Origin of the sequence: Streptomyces sp. NBC_01288, from assembly GCF_035982055.1 — a bacterium.
In the GTDB taxonomy this organism is placed as follows: domain Bacteria; phylum Actinomycetota; class Actinomycetes; order Streptomycetales; family Streptomycetaceae; genus Streptomyces.
This window is the reverse complement of record NZ_CP108427.1, coordinates 10,282,783-10,298,915: the sequence shown is the minus strand read 5'-3', so window position 1 is coordinate 10,298,915 and position 16,133 is coordinate 10,282,783. Positions and strand designations below refer to the sequence as shown.

Sequence of the window (16,133 nt, the reverse complement as noted above, 5' to 3'; positions counted from 1 at the left end):
TCGAACTGCGGTCTGACGTTTTTCGTTCCACCCCCGGGTTACGGTGGAAGCGGCCAGGAATTCGCTCGACACGCGGAAGTTCCTCGCCTCACCTAGAGTGTTGTGGTCGACGTGCTCATTCCGGTCGCCTCTCGCCGCTGACCCTTCGCCGTCGTCGAATCTCCGTATGACGTACTCAAACAGTCCGATCATTTCGGGAGGAACACACCATGCCCTTCGCCACCAGCTCGGACGGCACGCAGATCTTCTACAAGGACTGGGGAGCGGGGCAGCCCGTCGTCTTCTCCCACGGCTGGCCGCTGACCGCCGACGCGTGGGATCCCCAGCTGAAGGTGATGGCCGACAACGGCTTCCGGGCCGTGGCACACGACCGGCGCGGGGGCGGGCGCTCCGGTCAGCCCTGGGACGGCAACGACCTCGACACGTACGCCGACGATCTCGCGTCGGTCATCGAAGCCCTGGATCTCCGTGACGTGATCCTGGTCGGGCACTCGACCGGCGGCGGTGAGGTCACCCGCTACATCGGCCGGCACGGTTCCGGCCGGGTCGCCAAGGCGGTCCTGGTCGGGGCGATCCCGCCGCTCATGCTCAAGACGGACGCGAATCCGGAAGGCCTGCCGATCGAGGTCTTCGACGAGATCCGCAACGGTGTGGAGTCGGACCGTTCGCAGTTCTACAAGGATCTCAGTGCCCCGTTCTACGGCGCCAACCGGGACGACTCGACCGTCACCCAGGGAACCCGTGACGAGTTCTGGTTGTGGAGCATGACCGTGGGAATCAAGGGCGCTTATGACTGCGTCAAGGCATTCTCCGAGACCGACCTCACCGAGGACCTCAAGAAGATCGACGTCCCGACATTGATCGTGCACGGCGACGACGACCAGATCGTTCCCATCGTGGCCTCCGGCGACAAATCGTCGAAGCTCGTCAAGGACGCGATCTACAAGGTCTACCCGGGCGCCCCGCACGGCCTGGCGATGGTGCCGAAATTCGCCGAGCGATTCAATGCGGATCTCCTTGAGTTCGCCAGGAGTTGATCGCCACGGTCCGGGAGCCGAATCCGCCGGCGGCGTTTGAGTCCGTGCCCGGCGGGGACCCGAACGGTTAGCTCCAGGACCGAACATTTCTGACGCAGAGAGAGAAGTTGAAGCGCTGTGACCGCGCGCACCGTCAAGAAGGAAGACCTGCATCTGCCGCCCGAGACCGGTTGGGCGAAGGCCCGTCGCCGTAGCGGAAAGGCCGTACGCACCTGTATCCCGCCCGTCGACGACAACAGCGTGGCCCCGCCTCCGCAGACCCTCACCGAGGGCAACATCGTCAGAGGCGACGACTGACGAGTCGGAGGAGCAGGGGCCGCACAACGGGCCGGAGGCCGAAAGCTTCCGGCCCGCGGCATGTCGTCGGGCGACTTCCGGGGTACCCGGCGCAGGTCCGTACCGGACGGACACCCCCACCGGAAGGACCCCGCCCATGTCCACCAAGGTCTCGGACCATCTCCTCCAGCGACTGCGCGAGTGGGACGTCACCCACGTATTCGCCTACCCGGGCGACGGCATCAACGGACTCCTCGCCGCCTGGGGCCGCGCGGACGACAACCCCCGCTTCGTCCAGGCACGGCACGAGGAGACGGCCGCGTTCGAGGCCGTCGGCTACGCCAAGTTCTCCGGCAAGGTCGGTGTCTGCGTGGCCACTTCGGGGCCCGGCGCGATCCATCTCCTCAACGGCCTCTACGACGCGAAGCTCGACCACGTGCCCGTCGTCGCGATCGTCGGGCAGACCAACCGCAGTGCCATGGGCGGCAGTTATCAGCAGGAGGTCGATCTGCTGAGTCTTTACAAGGATGTCGCCTCCGACTTCTGTGAAATGGTCACCGTCCCGGAGCAGTTGCCGAACGTCCTCGACCGGGCACTGCGCACCGCCATGGCACGCCGCACGGTGACCGCCGTGATCATCCCGGCCGACGTCCAGGACCTCCCCTACGCCCCGCCCGAGCACGCCTTCAAGATGGTGCCGTCCAGTCTGGGCATGCCGCACTCCACGGTGGTGCCGGACGACGACGACCTTCGTCGGGCCGCCGATGTGCTCAACTCCGGTGGAAAGACGGCCATCTTGATCGGGCAGGGCGCGCGGGGTGCCCGCGCGGAGGTGATGGCGGTCGCCGACCGGCTCGGTGCCGGGGTCGCCAAAGCCCTGCTCGGCAAGGACGCGTTGGACGACGACCTGCCCTATGTCACGGGCGCGATCGGGCTGTTGGGCACCCGGCCGTCGTACGAGATGATGCGCGAGTGCGACTCGCTGCTGGTGATCGGGTCGTCGTTCCCCTACTCGCAGTTCCTGCCGAAGTTCGGCAAGGCGCGGAGCGTTCAGATCGACATCGATCCGCACATGGTGGGGATGCGCTATCCGTTCGAGGTGAATCTCGTCGGTGACGCCGCCGCGACGCTGCGCCGGCTGCTGCCGTTGCTGGAGCAGATGGAGGATCCGGCGTGGCGGGTCAAGATCGAGGCCAATGTGGCCCGTTGGTGGGAGGTCATGGAGCGGCGGGCCGCCGTCGAGGCCGATCCGGTCAACCCCGAGTACGTCGTGCACGCGCTCAGCGGTCTGCTCCCGGACGACGTGATCCTGTCCGCCGACTCCGGTTCGGCCGCCAACTGGTATGCCCGGCACCTGAAGTTGAGCGGTGCGATGCGCGGCTCGCTGTCGGGGACGCTCGCCTCGATGGGTGCGGGGGTGCCGTATGCCATCGGTGCGAAATTCGCACACGGTGACCGGCCGGCCGTCGCGCTCGTCGGGGACGGGGCGATGCAGATGAACGGCATGGCCGAGCTGATCACCGTCGCCAAGTACTGGCAGGAATGGGCGGATCCGCGGTTGATCGTCGCCGTGCTCAACAACCGGGATCTGAATCAGGTGACGTGGGAGATGCGCGGCCTGGAAGGCGCACCTCAGTTCCTGCCCTCGCAGTCGATCCCCGACGTCGCCTACGCCGACTTCGCCCGCTCCCTGGGCCTGACCGGCATCCGGGTCGAGAAGCCGGAGGAGGTGACCGGCGCCTGGGAGAGCGCGCTGGCCGCCGACCGGCCGTGCGTGCTGGACTTCGTGACCGATCCCGCCGTACCGCCGATCCCGCCGCACTCCACCCTGGAGCAGATCGAGGCCGCCGCGTCCTCCGTCCTCAAGGGCGACAGCGATCGCGCCGCCGTGCTCAGGCAGGGGTTCAGGGCCAAGATCCAGGATCTCCTGCCCGGCGGAGGACACTCGGGCCAATCGTGACGTATCGCTCAGGGACGGGATGTCTGACCTCGCCGGACCGGGGCACCCGTGACCAGGTAAGGAACCGCACGCCCTACCGAATGACCAGAGGTGAACCATGACCGAGGAGACCAAGGACCTGACCCCGAAGTACACCGTTCCCGGTATCGAGCGCGAGGCCGCGGGCCGGCTGATCGGCGTGCTGCGGCTGCGGCTCCACTCGCTGAACGATCTCCACCTGACGCTGAAGCACGTGCACTGGAACGTCGTCGGGCCGCACTTCATCGCCGTGCACGAGATGATCGACCCGCAGGTCGACCGGGTACGCGAGATGGCCGACGACGTGGCCGAGCGCATCGCCGCGCTCGGCGGGGTCGCACCGGGCACCCCGGGCGCGCTGGTCGCCGAGCGCACCTGGGACGACTACTCCATCGGCCGGGCCGACGCCATCGCCCACCTCGGCGCGCTCAACCTCGTCTACACCGGGTTGATCGAGGACGTCCGGGCCGGGATCAAGGAGGCGGGCGACATCGACCCCGCCACCGAGGACCTGCTGATCGGGCAGCTGCGCGACCTGGAGCAGTTCCAGTGGTTCGTGCGGGCGCACCTGGAGAGCGCGGGCGGCACGCTCGCCACCGGTGACGCGCACTCCGAGGAAGAGGCGGCGGCCAAGGGCGCCGAACTCGGCTGAGGACGAGGACACCCGAGACACTTGCCGTTTGACAACTATGGCCATGAGGCAAGAAAGTAGCGGGTGTCGTCGCAGCAGGGGGAAGGATCTGGGATGTCGCGGTCGGCGGAGGCCACTCCGTGCACCGGGCGGCCCGGTCAGGCGGTGCGGCTGCCGGAGGAGTCGTCGTGGTCGTGTATCTGCGCCGCCGCCACCGCACAGAACGCCTCAAGGCCGGTGAGGAGCGCGCTGCGCCCGGCGGCCGGCATCTGTTCCAGCACCGCGCCGAGCGCCTCCTCGCGCCGGGCCCGCAGGTCCGACAGGAAGGACCGCCCCAGGCTGCTGAGGTACAGGCGCACCTCGCGCCGGTCCGTGGGACTCACCTCGCGGTCGACGAAGCCGGCGGCCTGCAGACGGTCGCACAGCCGGCTGGTCGACGGCGGGGTCGAGGCGAGATGGTCGGCGAGGGTGCGCAGGTTGATGCCCTCGTGGTGTTCCAGGATGAACAGGACCCGCAGCTGCGAGGCTGACGCGGGCGCCGTCGAGGCTCGCCCCCACAGGACTTCCAGCAGTTCCGCGGCCGTAGAGGTGACGCGCGCGACCTCGTCGGGTTCGGGGCGGGGGTGGAAGGACGTCACGGTCACACTCTCGCAGGCACAGGGACGGACCCCAGCCTACTAGGCACGCGCAACGAACACGGATGGACGAGACGACACGCGACGCCGGGGCCGTACGGCCCACCGCAGGGCGGGCGACGTGTGCCTCGGGTGAGAGATTGGCATACCTACGATCGTGAACAGATTCATGGCTGTCGAGCGGGCGCTGCGCACGGCCGCTCCCCACGAACTCCCCGACGTCGTCGGGCAGTTGCTGGGTCGGCACTACGCGGCGGACTCCGTGGACCTGCTCATGGCCGACTACGGCCTGACCGTGCTGCAACCCGTGACCGACCTGCCGCACACTCTGCCGCCGGTCTCCGTGCACAACACCCCGGCGGGCCGCGCCTTCGGTGCGCAGGAACCGTTCGTGGAGGGCAACCTCGGCGACGGCAGTGTGCGCGTGCATCTTCCGATCAGTGTGCGCGGGGACCGTCTCGGCGTGCTCTCGGTGACGCTGCCCGGCGGCGACCACGCGCGCGAGTGTCTTCCCGAACTGGCCGAGCTGGCCGAGGTGTTGGGGCACGAGGTGCTGGTCGCCGAACGCGACACGGACCTGTATCTGCGGGCCCGGCGCAAGGACCGGCTCACGCTGGCGGCGGAGATGCAGTGGCAGCTGCTGCCCGGCCGCTCGTGCTCCCGTTCCGAGTTCGACCTGGGCGCGCAGCTGGAACCCGCGTACGCGATCCACGGGGACAACTTCGACTGGTCCGCCACGGCCGACCACCTCACGCTCTACGTCTCGAACGGCATGGGCGAGGGCATAGAGGCATCGCTCCTGACGAACCTGGCGGTCAACGCCCTGCGCAACGCGCGCCGGGCGGGCATCCCCCTCGCCGACCAGGCGGCTCTCGCGGACCAGGCCGTGTACGCCCACTATCAGGGCCGTAGCCACATGTCCGTGTTGATGTTCGACTTCGACCTCACCACCGGGCGGGCCCGGGTGGTGGACGCCGGATCGCCGCAGACGCTGCGGCTGCGCGACGGGGTGGTGGAGCGGATCGCCTTCGACGCGCAGTTGCCGCTGGGTATGTTCGAGGAGACCGACTACGTCGAGCAGGACTTCCGGATCGAGCCCGGGGACCGGCTCCTGTTCGTCAGCGACGGGGTGTACGCCGTCGCCTCGCCCAAGGGTGAGGCGTACGGGGACGCGGCGCTGGCGCGGGCGATCCAGCACACGAGGCTGCTGCCCGCCGCCGAGGTGCCGCGGGCCGTACTGCGCGAGCTGACCGGCCACCGCGGTACGCCGACTCCGGACGACGACGCCTTGGTGGTGTGCCTGGACTGGCGGGGGCGGTGAGGTGCGCCCCGTCGTACCCCGCACCCACCGGCGTGACGCTAGTGTGAAGACACTGAGCCGGAAGGGTGAACGCCGTGAGCACCTCTGAGTCGCTCCCCTCTGTGGAGAGCGAGTTGCGGTCGGCCCCGCCCAACGCTCTGGTGGAGACGACCCGCCGCCTGCTCGGTGACCGGGCCGGAGCCCGGGACGTCACCCTCCTCCTCGCCGACTACGGCCTGCGCGTGCTGCGTCCGGTCGCCCCGCTGCCGGGGACCGGCGAACCGCTGTCCGCCTACGACGGGCCGGCGGGACGGGCGTTCACCGTGCAGACGCCCGTCGTCGAACCGCCCGAGGACGGGACGGCCGCCGTGCACGTGCCCGTCACCGTGCGCGGCGACCGGCTCGGTGTCCTCTCCGCCCGGCTGCCCGCCGCCGGTGCCGACACCGCCGGAGTGCGCGGCCTCGCCGAGTTCGCGACCGCGCTGGGCCACGAGATCGCGACGGCGGAGCGCGACACCGACCTGTACCTCCTGGCCCGCCGTACGAGGCGGCTCACGCTGGCCGCCGAGATGCAGTGGCAGCTTCTTCCGGGGCGCGGCTGCGGTCGCCCGGAGTTCGTGATCGGCGCCCATCTGGAGCCCGCGTACACCGTCGGCGGCGACAACTTCGACTGGAGCACCGACGGCAGCCGGCTGACCGTGACGGTCACCGACGGCATGGGCCGCGGCATCGACGCCTCTCTGCTGACCAGCGTCACGGTGGGCGCCCTGCGCAACGCACGCCGGGCCGGCGTGAGCCTCTCCGACCAGGCCCGCCTTGCCGACCAGGCCGTCTACGCCCAGTTCGGCGGCAAGGTGTACGCCTCGACCCTGCTGCTCCGCTTCGATCTCGCGACGGGCACCGTCCAGGCCGTCGACGCGGGCTCGCCCCGGCTCTACCGCCGCCGCGGCGACACGGTGCAGCAGATCGAACTGGATGCACAGCTCCCGCTCGGCATGTTCGAGGAGACGGCCTACGAGGAGCAGATCTTCTCCGTACGGCCCGGTGACCGGCTCGTGGCGGTGAGCACCGGCGTCCACGGGGCCCGTTCCCCGGCGGGCGCCGTGTTCGGCGAGGACGCTCTGCGCCGGGCGCTCGACGCGGCGCCGACGCAGGCTCCGCAGGAGGTCGCACGCTCGGTGGTGGCGAGCCTGGTCGAGCACTTCGGCAGCACCGACCTGACCGCCGACGCCGCCGTGGTCTGCCTGGACTGGAACGGACGCGACCCCGCGACGCCGTGATCATCCACCCTCACCGGGCGCCCGACCTCGTTGCGCCTCGACGAACGCCCGCAGTCCGTGCTCCAGGGCCACGCGGTCGTCCGGTTCCATGCCGCGTACGACCTCGGTCAGCGCCCGGGACCTGAGGTCGGCCACCTCGGCCAGCACCTCGCGGCCGTGGGTGGTGAGGCGCAGTTGTATTTCCCTGCGATTGTGCGGGGCGGCCTCCCTGAGCAGCAGCCCGGCCGCCTCCAGCCGGTCGCACAGTCTGCTCACCGTGGGCAGGCCGGCGTCGAGCCGTTCCGCCAGCATGGTCAGATTCGCGCCCGGTGTGGCCTCCAGGGCGTGCAGGGCGCGCAGTTGATGCGAGGAGAGCCGTACGGACGCCTCGGCCGCCGCCGTGGTCCACAGCTCGGCCAGGCCGTCCACGGCATCGGCGATCCGGCCCGCGACGGCGTCCGTGCCGTCCGCCTGCGCCGGTTTCCGGTCCGCCTCCCCGTGCGGTGCCACGCGTTCGAGACCTCAGGGAAGTCGGCAGTGTGGTGATTCGCCGCTCATGAGGTTGGCCTACCCGAGATTGCGACACCCAAGCGGCCGACATCTCCGGAAGCTGGGACGCCCGCTCAGTCGCGGTCGGGGTACAGCACCGCCGAGATCCGCTGGTGCAGGTCGTGCTGGGGCCGGCCGGGTGCCGTGGGCGCGGCCTCGCGCACGGACTGGGCCAGCGTGCGGAGTTTGACGTTGGCGTACTGGGAGTGGCGGCGCAGGACGCGCATCGCCACGTCCGCGTCGATGCCGTAGAGGCCCATGAGCACACCGCGCGCGAGGTCGATGTCCTCCTGCGAGACGCGGGCCCGCTCGATGTCGGAGTCGGCGGTGCGCCGTGCCTCCTGCCGTACGGACTTCGTCACGTCGACGGCGAACCCGCGCAGCACGACCACCTCGCCGTCGTCTCCGGTACGGCCGTCGCCGACCAGGACGACGCTGCGTTCCTCGTCCGGCGTGCCGACCACGCGGAGGTAGCAGCTGAAGGGGAGTCCGGTGGTCCTGCCGTGTTCCAGGGCGCTGTCGAGCCCGGCCTGGTCCTCGGTGTGGACGTGGCCGCGCAGCAGCTTGGCGGTGGGCGTGACGGCGTCGGGGTCGTAGCCGAGCAGCCGGAACATCTCGTCCGACCACCACCAGATGTCCTCCGGCAGCCTGTGCAGGAACACCCCGGTGATCTCGTCGGCTCGGTCGTCCTCCGCCACCATGGCCCTCACCAACTCGACGCCCGTTCCATCACCTCGTACCAGTGACCCTAGTCCCTCAGCCGAAGCGGTGGGGCAGCCGGACGACCTGCACGAAGAAGTCGTCGATCTGCCGGACCGCGGCGATGAACTGGTCGAGGTCGACCGGCTTGGTGACATAGGCGTTGGCGTGCAGTTTGTAGCTGCGCAGGATGTCCTCCTCGGCCGAGGAGGTGGTCAGGACGACCACGGGGATGTGCGCCAGCTCCGGGTCGGACTTGATCTTCTCCAGGACCTGACGGCCGTCGTACTTGGGGAGGTTGAGGTCGAGGAGGATGAGGTCGGGCTGCGGGGCGCCGGTGTGCTCGCCGCGCTTGTAGAGGAAGTCGAGGGCCTCCTCGCCGTCCCGGACGACGTGCAGGGTGTTGCCGATCTTGTTGTCCTCGAAGGCTTCCCGGGTCATCAGTTCGTCGCCCGGATCGTCCTCTACCAGGAGGACATCGATCGGGGTCGCGTCAGGGAGGGTCATGTCAGCGCCTTCTCGTCTGTGGAGGTGGAGGTGGAGGTCCCGTCACCGGGCTCGGCGGTCTCGATGGCGTCGGTCGCGTCGGTCGCGTCGGTCGCGTCGGTCGCGTCGGCGGACGGGAGCGTGAAGCAGAAGCGGGTGCCTTCGCCGACCCGGGATTCGATCCAGATCCGGCCGCCGTGGTGTTCGACGATCTTCTTGCAGAGGGCGAGTCCGATGCCGGTGCCGCCGTAGGCGTCGCGGCTGTGCAGCCGCTGGAAGATGACGAAGACCTTGTCGGTGAACTCCTCTGGGATGCCGATGCCGTTGTCGGCGACGCACACGCGCCACATGCCGGGGTTCTCGGGGTCGGTGTCGCAGGTGACGGTCACGTGCGGGGCGAGGTCCGGGCGGCGGAACTTCAGGGCGTTGCCCACGAGGTTCTGCCAGAGCATCGTCAGCAGCGTCGGGTCGCCGACGATCTCGGGCAGGGTCTCGGGCCGGTCGATCCGGGCCTCCGACTCCTCCACGGCCGCCGCGAGGTTCCGCAGCGCCTTGTCCAGCGTCTGGCCGAGGCCGATCTTCTCCCGGGTGTCGTCGAGGCGTCCGACGCGGGAGAAAGTGAGCAGGTCGTTGATGAGGACCTGCATGCGCTTGGCGCCGTCGACGGCGAAGTCGATGTACTGCAGGCCGCGGGCGTCCAGTTGATCGCCGTAGCGTTTCTCCAGGAGCTGGCAGAAGGAGGCGACCTTGCGCAGCGGCTCCTGGAGATCGTGCGAGGCGACGTAGGCGAACTGCTCCAACTCGGCGTTGGATCGCCGCAGTTCGACGGCCTGAGCGTCCAGCTCCACGGCCTGTCGGCTCAGTATCACCTCTTGGTCGCGGGAGGCGTCGAGTTCGGCGACGATCCGTCTGCGCATGCCCTCGACAGCTCCGGCCACCGCGGTGAGGTCGGCCGGGCCGTCGCCGGTGATGCGGTGCGCGAAGTCGCCGCCCGCGACCTGTTCCGACGCCTTGCTCAGCGCCCCAAGGGGCCGGGTCACCAGCAGTCGTACGAGCACGGCGAGGGCGACGCCGGTCAGCAGGAAGGCGGCGACCATGGCGCTGAGGACGGTGTTGCGTACCGTCCGTTGGTGGGCGAGGTGGGCCCGGCCTTCCTTCACGGCTTTCGCGATGTCGGCGTTCTGTTTCGCCCAGAGGGTGCGCAGGTGGTCGAACTCGTGCTTGCCGCTGTCCACGGTGGCCTGGTCGACGGCGTGCGGCCGGCCGGGGGTGACGGCGGCGGTGAGGGGCGCGCCGTAGTCCTTCCGCCAGGCCGCAGCGCCGTGCTCCACCGCGCGGAGATCGGCGAGGAGTTCGGGCCGGTCGCGGAGCAGTCCGCGCAGTCGCGCGGCCGAGCGGGCCTCGTCCTGCCGGCCGCTGGTGTAGGGGGCGAGGAACTGCTTGTCGGCGGCGATCGCGTAGCCGCGGATGCCGGTCTCCTGGTTGACCAGGGCGGCTTGCAGCCGGTACGCCTCGGTCTGGGAGGGCTGGACCCGCAGCAGCAGATCGTCGGTGACCCGGGCCGTCTGGCTCAGCAGATTGGCGCCGATCGCGGTACCGATCACCACCAGCAGCACCATGAGCGACAGCGCCAGGAAGAACCATCCCTGCACCGTGAACCGGCGCCCGATCCCTGTTCCGCCCGCCATGTCCCTCACCGTTCGTCTCGTTCCGACCGACATCCTCTCGTCCCACCTGCTCGTTTCCGGCGCGGTGAATCACGTCCGGGGCAGGTGCCTCATGTCCAGTGCAGGTGCATCACGGCCACGTCGTCCGCCAGGCCGCCCTGTGCCTCGGCCAGGCTCTCGGCGCACGCGATGAGCTCGTCGACGAACGGCTCCGGTGCGAGTGCCGCGCGTTCCCGTGCGAGCCGTAGCAGCCCGTCCTCTCCCAGCCGCTCCGAGCCTCGTCCGACGTGCCCCTCGAAGAGGCCGTCGGTGAAGAGCACCACGGCGGCATCGGTCGGTACGGACAGTTCCTCGACGGGCCATTCCGCGTGGCCGGGGACCACGCCCAGCGCCGGGCCGCCGGGCACCTCGACCCACTCCACGCGGCCGCCGTCCCGCATCAGCAGCCCGTGGTGGCCGGCCCGCACGACTTGGGCCGTACGTTCACCGGGTGCGGCGGCGAGGCTGACGAGGGTGGCGAAGACCTCGCTCCGGGCGCGCTCGGCGACCAGGAGTTCCTCCAGCCGGGCCACCTGCTCGGCGCCCGTGACACCGCTGAGGACCAGCGTGCGCCAGGCGATGCGCAGGGCCACACCGAGGGCGGCCTCGTCGGGCCCGTGCCCGGAGACGTCACCGACCACCGCGTGGACCGTGCCGTCGACGCTCTGCACGATGTCGTAGAAGTCGCCGCCGAGCAGCGCCTGCGCGCGGCCGGGACGGTAGCGGGCCACCGCTTCGACGCCCTCGCCGCGCAGCAGGGGGCGGGGCAGCAGTCCTCGTTCCAGCCGGGCGTTCTCCTGGGCCTGCATGCGGCTGGCCTGGAGCGCGACGGCCGCCCGCTCGGCCTGCTTGCGCTGGATCGCGTAGCGGACGGCCCGGCCGAAAAGGCCCGGCTCGACCCGGCCCTTGACCAGGTAGTCCTGCGCGCCGGCGGCGACGGCGGCCAGTCCGGTCTCCTCCTCGGCGAGGCCGGTGAGGACCACGACAGCCGCCCGCTCGGCGCCGGCCCGGACCCGGGAGAGCGCCTCAAGTCCTTGGGCGTCCGGCAGGTGCAGGTCCAGCAGGACGCAGTCCGGCACGTCGGCCGCGAGCACCTCGGCGGCCTCGGCCATCGACCGCACCCACTGCAGACGTATCTTCAGCGCGCTGTCGGCGACCAGTTCCTCCACCAACAGCGCGTCACCGGCGTCGTCCTCGACCAGCAGGACGGCGGGCTGCCAGGCCACCCAGGTGTCCGGGCCGACCCCTTCGCCACCCACCGACAGCAGGTCGTCGGCCCGCGGCTGTGGCACCACCATGGCCCTGTCCTCCCCACCGAACCGACTCGCGCGACCATAGTTGCCGTCAGACAACAGTCGAGAGCATACCGGTACGCCGGGACGTCCCGTACGCACTCGCCCCGACCGCAAGCGGAATGGCTCAACAGGCCCTGCGTTCCGCGTTGTTGAGGGTACGACGGCCACCTGGAAGTCGGCGAGGAACCCTCTCCTTCACCGGCCTGTCACCGCGTGTGTACACCGGGCGACGCGGGGTCGTCCAGTGGTGCACCGCGGCCGCCCAATGGGCCGGTTGTTGTTTGAACCGGCCCCAGCCCGGTAGTCCGAAGAGGGCGGCAGGCTGCCCAACCGCTCCCGGGAGGGTTCGGCAGTGAGCCCGCCACCGGCCGCCCCGGGATCACTCCCGCGGGGCGGCCGGCCTCCCCTTCCCGGCGCGGCTAGGCGGCGTCGGCCAGTACGCGTTCGCGCACCGTGGCGCAGGAGTTGGTGATCAGCCGGGAGACGTGCATCTGGGAGACGCCGAGCTGCTCCGCTATGCAGCTCTGGGTCATGCCGCGGAAGAAGCGGAGGTAGAGAATGGTGCGCTCGCGTTCGGGGAGTGTCCGCAGGGCGGGCTTGACCGCCTCGCGGTCCACGACCAGGTCGAATCCGGCGTCGCACTCCCCCAGCAGGCCGACGAGCGTCATCCCCGCGTCCTCACCCGGCGTCTCGGCGTCCAGCGAGAGCGCGGTGAAGCTGTCCAGCGCCTCCAGACCGGCCTGTACGTCCTCCTCGCTCAGCTGCGCGCACTCGGCGATCTCGGCGACGCTCGGGCGCCGGTCCGGCCCCGTCGCGGCCAGGTCCCGCAGGGCGACGCGCACCTTGTTGCGGAGTTCCTGGACCCGCCGGGGCACGTGCAGGGCCCACATGTGGTCACGGAAATGGCGCTTGATCTCGCCGGTGACCGTCGGGACGGCGTAGCTCTCGAAGGCGTGGCCGCGGTCGGGGTCGTAGCCGTCGACGGCCTTGACGAGGCCGAGGGCCGCGACCTGGCGCAGGTCCTCGTAGGGCTCGCCCTTTCCCCGATACCGGCCGGCGATGCGTTCGGACATGGGGAGCCACACGCGGACGAGTTCATCGCGCAGGGCGTCCCGTTCGGGTCCGGCGGGCAGGTGCGAGAGACGGGTGAAGGCGGCGGCGGTGCGGGGGGCGTCGTCGTGCGGATGGCGCTTCCGGGTGACGGTGATTGTGTCCATGGCGGTGCTCACAACTCCCTCAAGGGGTTGTCGAAGGACGGTCCCCATGGGAGCGGGCACGCACTGAGCAGGCGGAACACACCCGCGATCCGGCATACACCGGCTCCCACGGACGTGCCTCCTGTCCGAAGCACTCACCTTGCGCTTTCCCGCGCGAGGAGCCCTGAAACAATTGCCCGAAGGCAATGACTCCCGGCCGCCAAAACGTGACGAAAGGTGATCAATCAGGTGGGCGGGAGAGGGGACGTGTCGGCCCCATGGCCCCGGGTAGGCGCCGGTCTCCCCCGACAGACATGGAGCGAATCACGGAACGCGGAAGTGACCGACCGAGCGTCCATCGGGACGAGGAGATGAAGCACGAACTGCAAGGGCTGCCGCGTTCCGGGCGGTCGCCCCGGACCGAGGCGACCGGTCGGGGTGACTTATAGGCGTGAGCGACGACGTACAGACACCCGGGTGGCGTACGGCCCGACGGGCCACCGCCCTGTCGCGCCACGGCAGTTGAGGTGCCGGGACGGGCGAGGACGGCAATCGGGCGCGACCCGGCCGCCTTGAGCCCCTCGGATCCCGACACCCGACGACCATCTGAGCCACGGTGATTGACGGATCGTCACCGGTTCGTCGATCGCCGGCGACCAAGCAACCCCGCCCAACTCGGCGAGTCACTCGGCGAGTTCGGAGTCCCGCTCGTCGGGCGGTGTCGTGGACGAGCGCTCGCGCCGATCGTCATGCTGGGCGAGGGTGGACAGCAACGCCTCGACGGTCATCCCGGCCTCGGCGGGATGCCGCAGGATGGTTCCCGGCTGGATGCGGTACGCGTTGGTCCGCCCCTCCCGCGTGTGGGTGAGATAACCGTCCTGCTCCAGATCGGCAATGATCTTCTGTACGGCTCTCTCGGTGAGCCTGCATCGCACGGCGATGTCACGGATCCGGGTGCGGTGGTCCTCGGCGATCGCGGCCAGCACTCGCGCATGGCTCGTGAGGAACGTCCATCCTGCGTGTGTCTCGGGTACTCCGTCCATGACCCCCAGCATAGGCCCCGCCTTTCACGTATCCCGAGACACGAAACAGATTTCGTGTATATCTTGACGCGCTAAATGCCGGGGGCGAGACTTGACCGGGCAGAAAACAGGGCGGATGCCTCGGGAGCGGCTGCCATGCACGAACACGAACGTAGCGCTCCTCTCAGGAGCGGGGTCCGGACGATATGCGCGGTGTCCCCCGTTTCCACGGTGGATCCCCCGCTCTTCGCCGCGGATCCCCCGTCGGTTTCGGCCTCCCTGAAGATCGTGACGCGGCCGGCCGGTACCCGGACGGTCGTCGTGGTCTCCGGGGAGATCGACGTCGACACGGAACAAGCGGTGCGGCGCGCCCTGCGGCTGGCGCTCGCCCGGTCGTCCGGAGGGCTGGACCTCGACCTGGCCGGGGTCGGTTTCTGCGACTGTGCCGGGCTCAACGTCCTGCTGTCCGTCCGCACCACCGCCCTGGCGGACGGCAAGACGCTCGGCGTACGGGCCGCCAGCGCCGCTGTCGCGAGGCTGTTCGCGCTCACCGACACGTCGGCGCTGTTCAGCCACACGACAGGACCCAAGGACGCCGACGGGGTGGTCGATCCCCGGCGCGGACATTCCCCCACGACGCATGACCTGATGGAGGAGAACGGCGTGTCCGACGAGGTCGATGAGCTGCGCGTCGAGGTCGGGCAGCTCAAGCGCGCGATGCAGACCCGGCCGGTCATCGACCTGGCCCGCGGAGTCCTGATGGCCTCCTTCGCCCTCAGCCCCGAGGACGCCTGGAGCGTCCTGGTCGACGTCTCCCAGCGCACGAACACCAAGCTCCATCAACTGGCCGAAGAACTCGTCGACTCGGTCAACGGAGCGCCGCTGCCCGAGGACGTGCAACAGCGGATCTCGACGGCGGTCACCGAGATCTCACGCCCGGCGTAGGCCGGCGCGGCGCGGACGTTCGGCACCCGCCGTCGCGTGTCGGCCGACGTCCGCTACCTGCCGACGGGGGTCCGCTCCGGCACCGGCGCGATGCGCAGGGCGATCGCCCCCGCGGCTTCGGTGTCGTCGCTGCGCCGCGCCATCTCCGTCCACCAGGCCCCGCCGTCCTCGATGTACCGCAACATCACTCCCTCGCGGATGCCCCAGGGGCAGACGGTGACGGTCTTGATGCCGGTGAGCTTCATGACCGTGTGCCCGACCACGGCTCCGGCCAGGCTCTGTGCGGCCCGCGGTGCCGAGATGCCGGGGAGCAGGGCCCGGTCGGGGGCGGCGAGGGCGGCCAGCCGGTCGAGGCCCACGCGCAGGTCCGCCCGTGCCAACCGCCGTTCCACAAAGGGACCTTGCCGTCCGGGAGCGGCACCGCAGAGCCGGGCCAGCTGTTGAAAGGTACGGGAGGTCACGACGGTGGTGCGGGGCCCTTCCCAGCGGATCCGTGCGGCCACGTCCCGCAGTTGGTGCCGCACCTCGCGACGCAGCGCCTTCACCGCGCGCTCGGGCGGCGGGTCCTGTCCGTGGAGGAAGTCCCGGGTCAGCCGGCCCGCGCCGAGCGGCAGGGACGCGACGAAGTCGGGCAACCGGCCGCGCCCGAAGGCGGCTTCGAAGGAACCGCCGCCGATGTCGAAGAGGGCGAGCGGTCCAGCGCGCCAGCCCATCCAGCGGCGGGCGCCGAGGAAGGTCAGCTCGCCCTCGACCTCTCCCGGGAGCGTGCACAGCCGTACGCCGGTCTCGCTGCGGACCGCGCGCAGCACGTCGAGCCGGTTCGGCGCGCCCCGAACCACCGCTGTGGCAAAGGCGAGCGGGCCTGCCGCGCCCCAGCTCCGGGCGGTGTCCGCGGCGGCCGACACCGCCCTCACGAGGTGGCGTACGGAGTCCTCGGGGATCTCCCCGTACGGCTGCCCCACGCGCTCGGAGAGCCGTAGCTTCCACTTGGCCGTGTGAACGGGCAGGGGTACGCCGTCCTCCAGGTCCGCCACCACGAGCCGAACCGTGTTCGAGCCCACGTCCACCACACTCATTCGCATGAACCGGTGAGTACCCAGAGGCCGAACCATCAGTCGT

The 16,133-nt window shown here is 70.2% G+C and carries 16 protein-coding genes and 1 pseudogene; 8 read left to right on the top strand and 9 right to left on the bottom strand.

Annotated features, from left to right (window positions below; genetic code table 11):
• Positions 1–209 precede the first annotated feature (209 nt).
• The 4 genes from OG194_RS46430 to OG194_RS46415 all read left to right on the top strand — a co-directional run bounded on the left by OG194_RS46430 (position 210) and on the right by OG194_RS46415 (position 3,943).
• On the top strand, positions 210–1,037 hold the full coding sequence (locus OG194_RS46430; protein WP_327406765.1) for an alpha/beta fold hydrolase: 828 nt from the start codon (positions 210–212) through the stop codon (positions 1,035–1,037).
• A 117-nt stretch (positions 1,038–1,154) separates the two neighbouring features.
• Positions 1,155–1,334, top strand: coding sequence for a hypothetical protein (locus OG194_RS46425; RefSeq protein ID WP_327406764.1), 180 nt, complete (start codon positions 1,155–1,157; stop codon positions 1,332–1,334).
• 136 nt (positions 1,335–1,470) lie between these two features.
• Positions 1,471–3,273 carry a thiamine pyrophosphate-requiring protein gene (locus OG194_RS46420; RefSeq protein WP_327406763.1) on the top strand — a complete coding sequence of 601 codons (1,803 nt, stop codon included), beginning with the start codon at positions 1,471–1,473 and terminating at the stop codon, positions 3,271–3,273.
• Between the two features lie 97 nt (positions 3,274–3,370).
• Positions 3,371–3,943, top strand: coding sequence for a Dps family protein (locus OG194_RS46415; protein WP_327406762.1), 573 nt, complete (start codon positions 3,371–3,373; stop codon positions 3,941–3,943).
• A 137-nt stretch (positions 3,944–4,080) separates the two neighbouring features.
• Here OG194_RS46415 and OG194_RS46410 read toward each other — a convergent pair whose 3' ends face one another.
• Positions 4,081–4,566, bottom strand: a complete 486-nt coding sequence (locus OG194_RS46410; RefSeq protein ID WP_033280983.1) for a MarR family transcriptional regulator — start codon at positions 4,564–4,566, stop codon at positions 4,081–4,083.
• A 160-nt stretch (positions 4,567–4,726) separates the two neighbouring features.
• On the opposite strand from OG194_RS46410, the gene OG194_RS46405 reads away from it, so the two are divergent.
• Positions 4,727–5,878, top strand: a complete 1,152-nt coding sequence (locus tag OG194_RS46405) for a PP2C family protein-serine/threonine phosphatase (protein WP_327406761.1) — start codon at positions 4,727–4,729, stop codon at positions 5,876–5,878.
• A 65-nt stretch (positions 5,879–5,943) separates the two neighbouring features.
• Entirely contained in the window at positions 5,944–7,137 is a 1,194-nt protein-coding gene (locus OG194_RS46400; RefSeq protein ID WP_327406760.1) for a PP2C family protein-serine/threonine phosphatase, read from the top strand.
• Here OG194_RS46400 and OG194_RS46395 read toward each other — a convergent pair whose 3' ends face one another.
• The 6 genes from OG194_RS46395 to OG194_RS46370 all read right to left on the bottom strand — a co-directional run bounded on the left by OG194_RS46395 (position 7,138) and on the right by OG194_RS46370 (position 13,068).
• Entirely contained in the window at positions 7,138–7,626 is a 489-nt protein-coding gene (locus OG194_RS46395) for a MarR family winged helix-turn-helix transcriptional regulator (protein ID WP_327406759.1), read from the bottom strand. It abuts the gene before it with no gap.
• A 113-nt stretch (positions 7,627–7,739) separates the two neighbouring features.
• Complete coding sequence (locus OG194_RS46390) at positions 7,740–8,366, bottom strand: PAS and ANTAR domain-containing protein (RefSeq protein WP_327406758.1); 627 nt, start codon at positions 8,364–8,366, stop codon at positions 7,740–7,742.
• 55 nt (positions 8,367–8,421) lie between these two features.
• On the bottom strand, positions 8,422–8,871 hold the full coding sequence (locus OG194_RS46385) for a response regulator (protein WP_327406757.1): 450 nt from the start codon (positions 8,869–8,871) through the stop codon (positions 8,422–8,424).
• On the bottom strand, positions 8,868–10,538 hold the full coding sequence (locus tag OG194_RS46380) for a sensor histidine kinase (protein WP_327406756.1): 1,671 nt from the start codon (positions 10,536–10,538) through the stop codon (positions 8,868–8,870). The genes OG194_RS46385 and OG194_RS46380 overlap by 4 nt, the downstream gene beginning before the upstream one ends.
• An 89-nt stretch (positions 10,539–10,627) precedes the next feature.
• Entirely contained in the window at positions 10,628–11,854 is a 1,227-nt protein-coding gene (locus tag OG194_RS46375) for a PP2C family protein-serine/threonine phosphatase (RefSeq protein ID WP_327406755.1), read from the bottom strand.
• A gap of 416 nt (positions 11,855–12,270) precedes the next feature.
• Positions 12,271–13,068: a SigB/SigF/SigG family RNA polymerase sigma factor gene (locus OG194_RS46370; protein ID WP_327406754.1), complete on the bottom strand. Its 798-nt coding sequence runs from the start codon at positions 13,066–13,068 to the stop codon at positions 12,271–12,273.
• Between the two features lie 257 nt (positions 13,069–13,325).
• On the opposite strand from OG194_RS46370, the pseudogene OG194_RS47800 reads away from it, so the two are divergent.
• A pseudogene (locus OG194_RS47800) lies at positions 13,326–13,472 on the top strand (DUF2795 domain-containing protein); the annotation flags it as partial.
• A gap of 258 nt (positions 13,473–13,730) precedes the next feature.
• Here OG194_RS47800 and OG194_RS46365 read toward each other — a convergent pair.
• Positions 13,731–14,090 carry a helix-turn-helix transcriptional regulator gene (locus tag OG194_RS46365; protein WP_327406753.1) on the bottom strand — a complete coding sequence of 120 codons (360 nt, stop codon included), beginning with the start codon at positions 14,088–14,090 and terminating at the stop codon, positions 13,731–13,733.
• Between the two features lie 192 nt (positions 14,091–14,282).
• Between OG194_RS46365 and OG194_RS46360 the strand changes: the two genes are divergently transcribed.
• Positions 14,283–15,014 carry an ANTAR domain-containing protein gene (locus OG194_RS46360; protein ID WP_327406752.1) on the top strand — a complete coding sequence of 244 codons (732 nt, stop codon included), beginning with the start codon at positions 14,283–14,285 and terminating at the stop codon, positions 15,012–15,014.
• Positions 15,015–15,067: 53 nt separating this feature from the next.
• Here the strand turns inward: OG194_RS46360 and OG194_RS46355 are convergent, their stop codons facing one another.
• Complete coding sequence (locus OG194_RS46355; protein WP_327406751.1) at positions 15,068–16,096, bottom strand: Ppx/GppA phosphatase family protein; 1,029 nt, start codon at positions 16,094–16,096, stop codon at positions 15,068–15,070.
• Positions 16,097–16,133 lie beyond the last annotated feature (37 nt).

What these genes read in the sequence shown, in the direction of transcription:
- OG194_RS46430 (WP_327406765.1), top strand. Translation starts at nt 210, where the DNA reads ATGCCCTTCGCCACCAGCTCGGACGGCACGCAGATCTTCTACAAGGAC.
- OG194_RS46420 (WP_327406763.1), top strand. Translation starts at nt 1,471, where the DNA reads ATGTCCACCAAGGTCTCGGACCATCTCCTCCAGCGACTGCGCGAGTGG.
- OG194_RS46415 (WP_327406762.1), top strand. Translation starts at nt 3,371, where the DNA reads ATGACCGAGGAGACCAAGGACCTGACCCCGAAGTACACCGTTCCCGGT.
- OG194_RS46405 (WP_327406761.1), top strand. Translation starts at nt 4,727, where the DNA reads ATGGCTGTCGAGCGGGCGCTGCGCACGGCCGCTCCCCACGAACTCCCC.
- OG194_RS46390 (WP_327406758.1), bottom strand. Translation starts at nt 8,366, where the DNA reads ATGGTGGCGGAGGACGACCGAGCCGACGAGATCACCGGGGTGTTCCTG.
- OG194_RS46385 (WP_327406757.1), bottom strand. Translation starts at nt 8,871, where the DNA reads ATGACCCTCCCTGACGCGACCCCGATCGATGTCCTCCTGGTAGAGGAC.
- OG194_RS46380 (WP_327406756.1), bottom strand. Translation starts at nt 10,538, where the DNA reads ATGGCGGGCGGAACAGGGATCGGGCGCCGGTTCACGGTGCAGGGATGG.
- OG194_RS46375 (WP_327406755.1), bottom strand. Translation starts at nt 11,854, where the DNA reads ATGGTGGTGCCACAGCCGCGGGCCGACGACCTGCTGTCGGTGGGTGGC.
- OG194_RS46370 (WP_327406754.1), bottom strand. Translation starts at nt 13,068, where the DNA reads ATGGACACAATCACCGTCACCCGGAAGCGCCATCCGCACGACGACGCC.
- OG194_RS46365 (WP_327406753.1), bottom strand. Translation starts at nt 14,090, where the DNA reads ATGGACGGAGTACCCGAGACACACGCAGGATGGACGTTCCTCACGAGC.
- OG194_RS46355 (WP_327406751.1), bottom strand. Translation starts at nt 16,096, where the DNA reads ATGCGAATGAGTGTGGTGGACGTGGGCTCGAACACGGTTCGGCTCGTG.